The following is a 9,963-nucleotide window of genomic DNA, read 5'->3' as shown; positions in this document are numbered from 1 at the left end:
CCAAGTCAGCCCTCACGCCACGTCGTTTTTGTGTTCCAGGCCCGACCGGCTCCAGAGACGTGAGGTTTGACGCTGTCCCTACGCACGCGGACAACACCGCCGACAGAGCTTCCCGCTCGATCGCCCCTCGCCGCCGCATCGGTCGCTGGCCATGCGCCCTTTCCCTGCAACGAGGTGAGATCATTATGCGGTGAGGCTGGAAGGGTGCGGGGAATAAAGATTTAGCGCAGCGATTTCAGCGGATTATCCGTCGCCAACCGGGGACATGCCCTTGCGGCGTGTCCCCGAAAGGCTTGGCGCCGTGCGAAATCAGGGGACATGCCGCAAGGGCATGTCCCCGGTCGAGGCAAAAGCAAGGGTCGGCTGGCCCTACCCCTTCACATGCGTCGTCGGGCGATCGTCGCCCGCCGACAGTTCGTCGTGCCACTGGCCCTTGGTGTCTTCGTACGAGATGCCCGTGTCCTCGCCCGCCACCCGCTGCTCGCCGGCCGCGCGCTGGGCGGCGTGCAGGGCCGCGTCGTGGGTCTTGAAGGTTTCGGAGAACACGTCGCCCACCTTGTAGGCCCAGCCGCCGTCGTGCTCGACGATAAGATAGGTGATGTCGGTCATCAGGTGGTCTCCGTTGGAAGGCAAGTTTGAGAAACTGCGCCTCGAAGGCCACGGTTCCAAGCAAGAAGTCTTGAACGGACCTGCCGCGCCCGGCGTTCATGAAAACCCGTCGCTTTCGGAGACCCGATGCCCGTCACCCTTTCCCGCGTCGCCCTGCTGACCGGCCTGCTGGCCGTGTCGGCCTGTTCGGACCCCAAGGCGGGCGCCTCGACCGCACAGGCTCCCGCCGTCGCCCCCAAGCCCTCGACGCCGCCCGAGACCACGCCCCTGGGTCCCGATCCGGTCACGTCGCCCGAACCGCCGCGCCCGGAAGAGGCGCTGATCGAGCCGTCGCGCGACCTGGGCGGCGTGCTGCCGCTGAAGCATGGGATCTTCGTGGCCGACGACGTCTCGTGCGGCGACCCGCCCAACGCCGCCATCCGCCGCTATGACGGCCAGGGTCTCAGCGGCGCCCATACCCGCGCCTGCCGGGCCAAGGTGCTGTCCAAGCGCGGCGCGACCTACGAGGTCGACCAGTCCTGCATCGACGCCGGCTCCGGTCCGGCCCCGCGCTCCAGCGAGCGCCAGACGATCACGGTGGCCAGCAACCTGGAATTCACGCTGAAGCGCGAAGCGGGGAGCCAGACGTTCAAGTACTGCGCGGCGTCGCTGCTGCCGCCGGGGATTCGGTAATCTGGCCTGTCATCCCGGATGTGCGCTTCGCTTGTCCGGGATGACAGGTGGGCGCGTCTTCCGTCCCACGGAAGGGCTGGGCGTGGCGAGGGCGATTTGAACTAGTTTCTCCATTTGGGCTTAGTAGGACGTTGCCCAAATACCGTTTGCGAGACTGTGATTTCCCCATCGGATGTTGGGAATGTCACGGTCTTTGAGATTGGGGATTCGTGGGCCCATTTCGCAATCAGTTTGTCACTGGATCGGTCGGGAGAAAATACAGAATTGTAGCCAAATCGGGCAATGAATCGATTTGCACGCCTTATTATTTGTTTGTCACTGCAAGTTACGAACCTGAGGTAAGTATGCCCTTTCGGACCTGCCCAATCACTGTGCCCGATCAGAAGCAGGCTGGGCGATAGTGGAAAAAGAAGCTCCACAGGCGGGCCATTTTCGATTGCGTAGGGCCGCACCGTGGCTTCTGGCATAGATGGGTCAAAATAGATGACAGGGTTGTCGCTTGTTAGAAGCGATATGTCGGTTTTGTTCCGGATTATTGAGAATCCTAAAACATGCAGAACCTTGCCGAAGCCCACCATCACGGCGGGCATCATGTGCAATGATTGGTGAGGGTCGATAGAAATCTGTAAGTTATCGAACGCAAGAGCTTCCTCCATGCTGGCGGGCTTCGGTGGAAGTTCTCCTCTTTTTTCTAGCATTCTTCCTAGTGAGCGAACTTGTTCCGCCATTGTGAGTTCAATGGCGTCTCGGCTTGCCGGTCCCCTAACTCGCATCAGCCCTAGAAACTGATAGAATGTATCTAAATTTGAAGAGGCAAGTTGCTGCCCTTTGCTGAGTATAGCAACGATCTCGGGCCACCCGGATTCGATCTCGCCGAAGGCCTTTTCAAGCGCATCGAGATTTCGACCGCCATCTGGTGTGGGCTGGGCATAGTAGTAATTTTCGGCTGCAACATTTCGAATGTGCGTTAGGTGCGGATTGCCTGGATCGTCTTTCCTGTACGAATAGAGGCGCCCGGTAGCATCGGAAAATGCCCTCAAGTAGGTTTGAGGCACGTAGTGATGCTTTTTCGGCCCTTCAGCGGGCAATCAGGCCACCTTCACCCGCGCCGCGCTCTCGGGCAGATCCGTCCCGAACGCCCGCTGGAAGAACTCGGCCACGGTCGGGCGTTCCAGTTCGTCGCACTTGTTCAGGAAGGTCAGCCTGAACGCCAGGCCGATGTCCTTGTCGAAGATCTCGGCGTTCTGGGCCCAGGTGATCACGGTGCGCGGGCTCATGACGGTGGAGATGTCGCCGTTCATGAAGGCGTTGCGGGTCATGTCGGCGACGCGGACCATGGCGGCGATCGTGCGCTTGCCCTCGGGCGTGTCGTAGGACGGGTTCTTGGCCAGGACGATGCCGGCCTCGACGTCGTGGTCGAGGTAGTTCAGCGTCGTGACGATGCTCCAGCGGTCCATCTGGCCTTGGTTGATCTGCTGGGTGCCGTGATAGAGCCCCGTGGTGTCGCCCAGGCCGATGGTGTTGGTCGTCGAGAACAGCCGGAAATAGGGATTGGCGCGGATCACCCGGTTCTGGTCGAGCAGGGTCAGCTTGCCGCCGGCCTCCAGCACGCGCTGGATGACGAACATCACGTCCGGACGGCCGGCGTCGTATTCGTCGAACACCAGGGCGATCGGGCGCTGCAGGGCCCACGGCAGGATGCCTTCGCGGAATTCGGTGACCTGCTTGCCGTCCTTCAGGACGATGGCGTCCTTGCCGACCAGATCGATGCGCGAGACGTGGCTGTCGAGGTTCACCCGCACCAGCGGCCAGTTCAGCCGGGCGGCGATCTGCTCGATGTGGGTCGACTTGCCGGTGCCGTGATAGCCCTGGACCATCACCCGGCGATCGTGGGCGAAGCCGGCGCAGATCGCCTTGGTGGTCTGCGGATCGAACTTGTAGGCCGTGTCGAGCTCAGGGACGTGGCTGTCCTTGTGGCTGAAATACGGAACCTTCATGTCGCTGTCGACGCCGAACGCGTCGCGAAGCGTGACCCACTTGTCGGGGGCCAGGGTGATCAGGGGATCGGCGGCGTGGCTGTCGGTCAGGTCGGGCATGCTTTGTGGATTACCGCCTTGACGTGGGGGAGGGGAAGGGGCGAGCGCCCTTTCCGGCTTGAAAAAACGCAAACGCCCCGGACGGCGGAGCCGTCCGGGGCGCTCGATAGGGCTCTTTAGGAAGGGCCTAGTTGTTGGCGATGATCACCGAGGCGATCAGGCCGGTGGCCACGGCGGCCAGGATGTAGCTGTCGTCCACGCGCTGCCAGCGATAGCCGCGGGGCGGGGCGCGCAGGCCGTGGCGGCGATAATCGCTGACGTAGTAGCGATTGTCGCGATAGCGGGCGTCCAGGCGCTGGCCGCGCTGCCAGTGACGATATTCGTGGCGGGCGTCGCGGCGGTCGTGGCTGTAGTCGCGACGATCGTGACCATAGTCGCGGCGATCCCGTTGATCGTAGCGGCTGTCATAGCGATGGTCGTCGTGGCGTTGGCCCGCGGCCATGGCCGTGCCCGACAAAGCCGTGCCGGCCAGCAGAGTGGCGGCCAGGGTGGTGATGATCAGACGCTTCATGGCGAGGTCCTTTCCTGTTGTGTGGCAGTCCGACACTGCCGAACCTCTTCGATCGTCCAACACTAGCGAGTGTGGTTTGGACCGGGGATGAACGGCGCCGGTCAGGAATGGTTCATCGGGTTTCAGCGGCGAAACATTCGGTGAGCCTTGAGAATACTGGCGGCGCGGAATCGATTTTCGTGCGTTCACTTGCCGATGATGCGTTTGGCTCCCTTTCAACTTCGCCGGGATTTGCCGCGCCTGCTGACCGCGGCGCGAAACGAGCTGGGCGCGGTCGCCGCTCTGCTGGTGCTGGCGGGCGGCGCCCTGGCGTTCCTGGACCTGTCCGAGGACGTGGCCGAGGGCGATACGGCCGCTTTCGACCTGGCGGTGCTCAAGGCCCTGCGGCTGCCGGGCGATCCCAACAGCCTGATCGGGCCCAAATGGCTGCATGTCGCGGCGGCCGACGTCACCGCCCTGGGCTCGATCACGGTGCTGGGACTGGTCGTGACCCTGGCCTTCGCCCTGATGCTGTGCCTGAGGCGCTGGAGCGAGGCCCTGGTGGTGCTGATCGGGGCCGGCGGCGGGGTGGCGATCAGCCAGGGCCTCAAGCAACTGTTCGGGCGTGAACGGCCCGATCTGGTCTATCGCGCCGTCGAGGCGGCCAATCCCAGCTTCCCGTCCGGCCACGCCATGCTGTCGGCCGTGGTGTTCCTGACCCTGGGCGCCCTGGCGGCCCGGTTCGCGCCCCTCAAGCGGGTCAAGGCCCTGGCCCTGGGGGCGGCGGTGCTGCTCAGCGTGCTGGTCGGGGCCTCGCGGATCTATCTGGGCGTCCACTGGGCCAGCGACGTGCTGGCCGGCTGGAGCCTGGGCGCGGCCTGGGCCATGGCCTGCTGGATGGCGGCGTGGGCGTGGGAGCGGTGGGGCGGCGGGCGCCGGCCGGACGCTGACGGCCAGCCCTCGGCCTAAGGCGAGTTCGCGCCCAGCGTTTCCAGCCGTTGCCTGGCGTTGCGATTGGCGGGATCAAGCGCGAGGGCGCGCCGGTAGTTGGCGGTCGCCGCGACCTTGTCGCCGTTCGCCGCGTAGGCGTCGGCCAGGCTGTCAAAGGCGTTGCCGCTGGCGGGGTAGAGATCGGCCGTCAGCTTCAGCACGGCCAGGGCCGTGCGCGGCTTGCCGAAGGCTAATAGGCGGTAGCCCCAGTCATTGAGTTCATGCTCCGCCGCGGTGAAGCTTGGCGTGCTCGCCACGAACCGCGCCACCGCCGCCGCCGGGTCGCGGTCTTCCTCGTCCGCCAGGGCCGCGCGCAGGGCCGAAACGCCCGAGAGGGTCATGCCAGGGATGAACGCTTGGGCGATCTCGTCGATCAGGTCCTCGGGCGTCGCGCCGGCCAGGTTGGTCAGGATCACCACGGCCACGCGATCGTCGGGATAGAGGTAGACCGCCGAGCGGCTGCCGCCGGTCATGCCGACCGTGCGGTGCTCCGGACGGTCCATGACCAGCCACCCCCTGCCCCATTGGCCCAGCTTGCCGTCGGTGTAGGCCACCGGAGTCCACAGGGTCTTCAGCGCCGCCGGCCCGAGAAGTCGGCCTTGTCGCAGGGCGATCGCCCAAAGCGCCACGTCCTCGGCTGTGCTGTTCATGCCCGACGCGGCGCGATGCAACGGTGTGAAGATCTCTCGGCGCACCGCCGGCTGGTCGGGCGTCTTGCGTTGGTAGCCATAGGAAACGACCCGCTCTGGGCCGGCGTCGCGGCTGTCGCCATAGCCGGTGCGAGTCATGCTCGCCAAGGCGATCTGCTCCTCCGCCAAGGTCGCGTCGACAGCACGGCCGCGCAGGCCGTTGATGGCCATCTGAACCAGGGCGTAGTTGGTCTGGCTGTAGTCGAACCGTTCGCCCGGCGCGAAGCGGACTGGCTTGGCCAGGGTTTCCGTCCACGCGGCGGCCTCGTCGATCGCGCCGCCAGCATTGTTGTCGACGAAATTGGGCAGGCCGGAGGTGTGGCTGAGCAGTCGATCGACCGTTACGCCGCGCCAGGCCTCGGGCAGGTCGGCGACATAGCCGCCGATCGGCGCGGAAAGGTCCAGCCGCCCGGCCTCGACCTCGCGCATGGCCGCCACGCCCGTGAAGGCCTTGGTGATGGAGTTCAGCGGAAAAATGGTCCGGGTCGTCACCGAGGCGCCGGCGGCGAGGTCGGCCAGGCCATAGGCTCTGGACATGACGATCCGGTCGTTCTGCACGATGGCGATCTGCAAGCCGGGAATGCGCCGCTCGCTCATCGCCCGCCGGACCAGGGTGTCGGCCCGCGCCGTCGCATCGGGGGCCGCCCAGGCCGCGCCGCCAAGCGCGAGGGTCGTCAACAGGGCCGCCACGCCGATCATTCTGGTCGCCATGACGTCACCTCCCCCATACGGATGGCGTCACAGGATCAGGCGAGGGGGCGGCGAGCCAGTTAATCCTAAGTCATGTGCGGGGAGCTTGGCGAAGCCCGGCCGCTACTTCGCCAAGCCCGACTTCTGCAGGGTCTTGTAGGCCTTGATCACGCGCTGGAGCTTGTGCTCGGCGCTGCGATCGCCGCCGTTCATGTCGGGGTGGCAGCGCTTGAGCAGGTCCTTGTACTTGGCGCGGATGGCCGCGCCGTCGGCGCCGGCTTCCAGATCCAGGTCGGCCAGAGCCTGGCGCTCCAGCTTGCCCAGGGCGCGGCCGGCGGTCGCCGACTCGGCCTTGCGCTGCTGGGCGCGGAACAGGCCGAACGGGTCGTTCAGGTGGCGGGCGTCGCGGGCGGCGGCGGCGGCGGCCTCGCGCGAGCGCGAATCAGCCTTCATCGACCAGGTCGGCCGGCCGCCGGTCATCTTCTCCTGCTCCTGCTGCGAGCGGATCTGGCCCTCGCTCATGCCGGCGTAGAAGTTCCAGTTCTTGTTGTACTCGGCCGCGTGCCGTTGGCAGAAATTGTAGTAGACCCCCGGCATGTCGCGCGACTTGGGCGCCTTGGCCGTGGCGGCCGAGCGGCATTCGGGGTGATCGCAGCGCACTTCGCCCGGCTTCAGGGCGAAGACGTCGTTCTCCCGCGCGGCTTCCTCCGGTGATTTCGGGGGTCGGACACGGATGTCGAAAAACTTGGGGCGATATTCGAAGTCGGCGCTCATGGCGCTTAGAGTAAGCCGCAGCTATTTCCGTTCAAGGATTGACAAGCAAGGAAGCCATCATGGGCGCCGTCGCCGATGCCATCGCCGCCAAATTGACCACCGCCTTTTCGCCCACCAGGCTGGAGGTCGTCGACGACAGCGACCGCCACCACGGCCATGCCGGACACCGCGAGGGCGGGGAGAGCCACTTCAACCTGCTGATCGAGGCCCAGGCCTTTGCCGGCAAGGCCCGCGTGGCCCGCCAACGCCTGATTTTCCAAGCGCTTGCCGAGGAAATGGCGGGGCCGGTGCACGCCCTTTCGATCGTCGCCAAGGCGCCGGGCGAAGCTTGATCGCCGGGCGCGAAATCGGACTTGCAAGCCGGGCCCGCGGCTGATTGCCTCTCCACCCGGCGCGACCCCGCCGGAGGGGAAATCACGGCATGAGCGCGCGCGAAATTCTTTCTGCTTCCCTCTCGTCTTCGACCGAAGATGAGCTGGCCGCCGCCTTGCCGGCCCTTCTGGCGCGATCCTACGCCCGATATTCGAACTTCACGGTGGCCGCCGCGGTCATCGACGAGGACGGCCGCGCCCACCTGGGGGTCAATGTCGAGAACGCCGCCTATCCGTCCGGCACCTGCGCCGAACAGACCGCCATCGGGGCGATGGTCACGGCCGGCGGGCGCGGGATCGTCAAGGTGCTGATCGCCGCCGGCTCGGACGCGGTGGTCCGGCCATGCGGCGCCTGCCGCCAGCGCATCGCCGAATTCGCGACCGACGCCTGCGAGATCGTTTCGGTCCAGGGCGGCAAGGCGACGCGCCGCACGCCGTTCTGGAGCCTTTTGCCCGACTCGTTCGGACCGAAGGACCTGGACTAGACCACCTGGGCGGCCAGGCCTTCCAGCACCCTGCGCAGGTCGGCTTCGCGGAACGGCTTCTGCAGCACGGTCGCGCCCTTGTGGCCCTCCGAGAGGCCGGCCTCGCCATAGCCGCTGGCGAAGGCGAACGGCACGCCGCGTTCGCGCAGAGCGTCGGCGACCGGAAAGATCGGACGTCCCCCCAGATTGACGTCCAGCAGGGCGGCGTCGATGTCGGCGCTGCCGGCCAGGCGCATGGCTTCCTCGAGTTCGGCGGCGGGGCCGACGACGATGCAGCCCAGATCGCTGAGCATGTCCTCCACCAACATGGAGACCAGCGCCTCGTCTTCGACCACCAGAACCTTAAGGGCGGCGAGGGTCTTCATTGTTCAGGGCTCCAGAGCACGGATCGGCAACCTCATGGTGCATATGAGGCCAAGACTATCATAGGCCAGGCTGATTTCGGCGGACAGTTCGCCCGCCAGGCCCTTTTCGAGCACGCGCGAGCCAAACCTCGGGCGCTTCGGCGGCGTGACCGGCAGGCCGCCCCGTCGTGAATGGCCATGCCCACGACCGCCGTCAGCTTGGAGTTTGGCGGGCGAACGGCGCAGAACCTCGGCCAAGGCCTGTTCGGCCTTCGCGAGGCGGGCGACAAGGCCCTCGAACCCGTCCTCTTCGGCGCGGCCCATCGCCTTGACCAAGCCTTTGATCCCCTCCCGAGCCGTCCCATCTTCGGGCCATCTATCGGACGCGCTCACCAACGCGCCGTCAAGCTTATGGTTCCCCCAAGCTTATCCTTGCGTCGGACGGCGGCGATCAGCGGACGCTCTCGTCCAGGCGTCCGCTGATCCGCAGGCCGGTCACCTGGTTGCGCTGGCGGCGCAGCACCTGGAAGCGGTGGTGGTGGAAGATGAAGATCTGGCCGGGCTCCGGAATGGTCTGGGCCTCGTGGATGACCAAGCCGGCGATCGTCACCGCCTCGCCCTCGGGCAGGCGCCAGTCCATGGCCCGGTTCAGGTCGCGCACGGTCACGTGGCCGTCGACATGCACCGAGCCGTCGGCCTGCTGGCGCAGGCCCTCGACCTTGGTGTCGTGTTCGTCCTCGATCTCGCCGACGATCTCCTCGAGGATGTCCTCCAGGGTCACCAGGCCCTGCAGGGCGCCGTACTCGTCGACCACCAGGGCGAAGTGGCTGCGGCGCTTGAGGAAGGCGTTGAGCTGGTCCTTGAGGTTGGTGGTGTCGGGGATGAACCATGGCTCGCGCTGGATGGTCGCCACGTCGATATCGTCGATCGCCCCGTTGGCGGCGGCCAGGGCCCGCAGCAGGTCGCGGGCGTGCAGCACGCCGACGATGTTGTCGGGGTTCTCGCGATAGAGCGGGATGCGGGTGTGCTGGGCCTCCAGGGCCTCGGCCACCAGCTCGCGGATCGGCAGGTCGGCGTCGATCAGGGTGATCGACTTGCGGTGGACCATGATCTCCGACACGTCCATGTCCGACAGGTCCAGCACCCCGCCCAGCATGCGCCGGTCGCCGCTCTCCACCAGGCCTTCGGAGTGGTGGTACTCGACCGCGCCGCGGATCTCCTCGTGGGCGGCCAGCACGTCGACGGCCATGTCCAGCCGCACGCCGAACAGCCGCAGGGTGCGGCGCACCACCCACTGGATGGCGTAGATGATCGGGCCGAACAGCCGCACCACCAGCAGGGTCGGGGCCGACAGGAAGCGGGCGACGTCGTCGGAGCGCAGGATGGCCAGGGTCTTGGGCAGCACCTCGGCGAACACCAAAACCAGCACGGTCATGGTGGCGGTGGCGGCGGCCACGCCCCAGGGGCCGGGAATGGCCTTGGTCAGCACCTGGGTGGCCAGGGCCGAGGCCAGGATATTGACCAGGTTGTTGCCCAGCAGCACCGCGCCGATCATCGTCTCCTGATCGGAGAGCAGCTTGTTGACCCGCTGGGCGGGCTTGTCGCCGTCGCGTTCCAGCTGGTGCATGCGGGCGCGGCTGGCGGCGGTCAGCGAGGTCTCGGCGGCCGAGAACAGCGCCGAGACGGCCAGCAGCACGACGATGATCGGGGCCAGGCCCAGGACGGCGGTGAGGATCATGAGGGCGTTCTACCC

Annotated in this window: 13 protein-coding genes; 4 read left to right on the top strand and 9 right to left on the bottom strand. The window is 66.3% G+C overall.

The genetic code is table 11. The features are described from left to right. Positions 1 to 369: 369 nt before the first annotated feature. Positions 370 to 609, bottom strand: a complete 240-nt coding sequence (locus WAL33_RS06970) for a DUF2188 domain-containing protein (RefSeq protein WP_422179818.1) — start codon at positions 607 to 609, stop codon at positions 370 to 372. Positions 610 to 735: 126 nt separating this feature from the next. Here WAL33_RS06970 and WAL33_RS06965 point away from each other — a divergent pair, with 126 nt between their 5' ends. Next, on the top strand, positions 736 to 1,281 hold the full coding sequence (locus WAL33_RS06965) for a hypothetical protein (RefSeq protein ID WP_422179816.1): 546 nt from the start codon (positions 736 to 738) through the stop codon (positions 1,279 to 1,281). 101 nt (positions 1,282 to 1,382) lie between these two features. Here WAL33_RS06965 and WAL33_RS06960 read toward each other — a convergent pair whose 3' ends face one another. The 3 genes from WAL33_RS06960 to WAL33_RS06950 all read right to left on the bottom strand — a co-directional run bounded on the left by WAL33_RS06960 (position 1,383) and on the right by WAL33_RS06950 (position 3,888). Next, positions 1,383 to 2,369: a DUF4238 domain-containing protein gene (locus WAL33_RS06960; protein WP_422179814.1), complete on the bottom strand. Its 987-nt coding sequence runs from the start codon at positions 2,367 to 2,369 to the stop codon at positions 1,383 to 1,385. After that, on the bottom strand, positions 2,370 to 3,377 hold the full coding sequence (gene cobS, locus WAL33_RS06955; RefSeq protein ID WP_422179812.1) for a cobaltochelatase subunit CobS: 1,008 nt from the start codon (positions 3,375 to 3,377) through the stop codon (positions 2,370 to 2,372). 127 nt (positions 3,378 to 3,504) lie between these two features. Further along, positions 3,505 to 3,888 carry an RcnB family protein gene (locus WAL33_RS06950; RefSeq protein ID WP_422179810.1) on the bottom strand — a complete coding sequence of 128 codons (384 nt, stop codon included), beginning with the start codon at positions 3,886 to 3,888 and terminating at the stop codon, positions 3,505 to 3,507. Between the two features lie 195 nt (positions 3,889 to 4,083). On the opposite strand from WAL33_RS06950, the gene WAL33_RS06945 reads away from it, so the two are divergent. Next, positions 4,084 to 4,836 (top strand): phosphatase PAP2 family protein, encoded by a 753-nt coding sequence (locus WAL33_RS06945; protein WP_422179808.1) that lies wholly within the window; start codon positions 4,084 to 4,086, stop codon positions 4,834 to 4,836. On the opposite strand, the gene WAL33_RS06940 is transcribed toward WAL33_RS06945, so the two are convergent. After that, positions 4,833 to 6,257, bottom strand: a complete 1,425-nt coding sequence (locus WAL33_RS06940; protein ID WP_422179806.1) for a serine hydrolase — start codon at positions 6,255 to 6,257, stop codon at positions 4,833 to 4,835. The two genes, WAL33_RS06945 and WAL33_RS06940, sit on opposite strands and share 4 nt — an antisense overlap. A 102-nt stretch (positions 6,258 to 6,359) precedes the next feature. Then, positions 6,360 to 7,010 (bottom strand): J domain-containing protein, encoded by a 651-nt coding sequence (locus tag WAL33_RS06935; protein ID WP_422179804.1) that lies wholly within the window; start codon positions 7,008 to 7,010, stop codon positions 6,360 to 6,362. Positions 7,011 to 7,069: 59 nt separating this feature from the next. Here WAL33_RS06935 and WAL33_RS06930 point away from each other — a divergent pair, with 59 nt between their 5' ends. After that, positions 7,070 to 7,342 carry a BolA family protein gene (locus WAL33_RS06930; protein WP_056441183.1) on the top strand — a complete coding sequence of 91 codons (273 nt, stop codon included), beginning with the start codon at positions 7,070 to 7,072 and terminating at the stop codon, positions 7,340 to 7,342. An 89-nt stretch (positions 7,343 to 7,431) separates the two neighbouring features. Continuing rightward, complete coding sequence (gene cdd / locus WAL33_RS06925) at positions 7,432 to 7,866, top strand: cytidine deaminase (protein ID WP_422179802.1); 435 nt, start codon at positions 7,432 to 7,434, stop codon at positions 7,864 to 7,866. Here the strand turns inward: cdd and WAL33_RS06920 are convergent. From WAL33_RS06920 to WAL33_RS06910, 3 genes are all read right to left on the bottom strand, one after another. Next, on the bottom strand, positions 7,863 to 8,231 hold the full coding sequence (locus WAL33_RS06920) for a response regulator (protein ID WP_422179800.1): 369 nt from the start codon (positions 8,229 to 8,231) through the stop codon (positions 7,863 to 7,865). The two genes, cdd and WAL33_RS06920, sit on opposite strands and share 4 nt — an antisense overlap. Before the next feature lie 3 nt (positions 8,232 to 8,234). Then, positions 8,235 to 8,546, bottom strand: coding sequence for a hypothetical protein (locus tag WAL33_RS06915; protein ID WP_422179798.1), 312 nt, complete (start codon positions 8,544 to 8,546; stop codon positions 8,235 to 8,237). Positions 8,547 to 8,661: 115 nt separating this feature from the next. Beyond that, a complete protein-coding gene (locus tag WAL33_RS06910; RefSeq protein ID WP_422179820.1) occupies positions 8,662 to 9,945 on the bottom strand; it encodes an HlyC/CorC family transporter in 1,284 nt (427 codons plus the stop codon). Positions 9,946 to 9,963 lie beyond the last annotated feature (18 nt).

It is taken from the genome of Caulobacter sp., from assembly GCF_049283275.1.
Lineage (GTDB): Bacteria > Pseudomonadota > Alphaproteobacteria > Caulobacterales > Caulobacteraceae > Caulobacter.
The sequence above is the reverse complement of the archived record's forward strand: the minus strand, read 5'-3'. Positions and strand labels throughout refer to the sequence as shown.

Coding starts and splice junctions, on each gene's coding strand:
- WAL33_RS06970 (WP_422179818.1), bottom strand. CDS start 609: ATGACCGACATCACCTATCTTATCGTCGAGCACGACGGCGGCTGGGCC.
- WAL33_RS06965 (WP_422179816.1), top strand. CDS start 736: ATGCCCGTCACCCTTTCCCGCGTCGCCCTGCTGACCGGCCTGCTGGCC.
- cobS (WP_422179812.1), bottom strand. CDS start 3,377: ATGCCCGACCTGACCGACAGCCACGCCGCCGATCCCCTGATCACCCTG.
- WAL33_RS06950 (WP_422179810.1), bottom strand. CDS start 3,888: ATGAAGCGTCTGATCATCACCACCCTGGCCGCCACTCTGCTGGCCGGC.
- WAL33_RS06945 (WP_422179808.1), top strand. CDS start 4,084: ATGATGCGTTTGGCTCCCTTTCAACTTCGCCGGGATTTGCCGCGCCTG.
- WAL33_RS06940 (WP_422179806.1), bottom strand. CDS start 6,257: ATGGCGACCAGAATGATCGGCGTGGCGGCCCTGTTGACGACCCTCGCG.
- WAL33_RS06935 (WP_422179804.1), bottom strand. CDS start 7,010: ATGAGCGCCGACTTCGAATATCGCCCCAAGTTTTTCGACATCCGTGTC.
- WAL33_RS06930 (WP_056441183.1), top strand. CDS start 7,070: ATGGGCGCCGTCGCCGATGCCATCGCCGCCAAATTGACCACCGCCTTT.
- cdd (WP_422179802.1), top strand. CDS start 7,432: ATGAGCGCGCGCGAAATTCTTTCTGCTTCCCTCTCGTCTTCGACCGAA.
- WAL33_RS06920 (WP_422179800.1), bottom strand. CDS start 8,231: ATGAAGACCCTCGCCGCCCTTAAGGTTCTGGTGGTCGAAGACGAGGCG.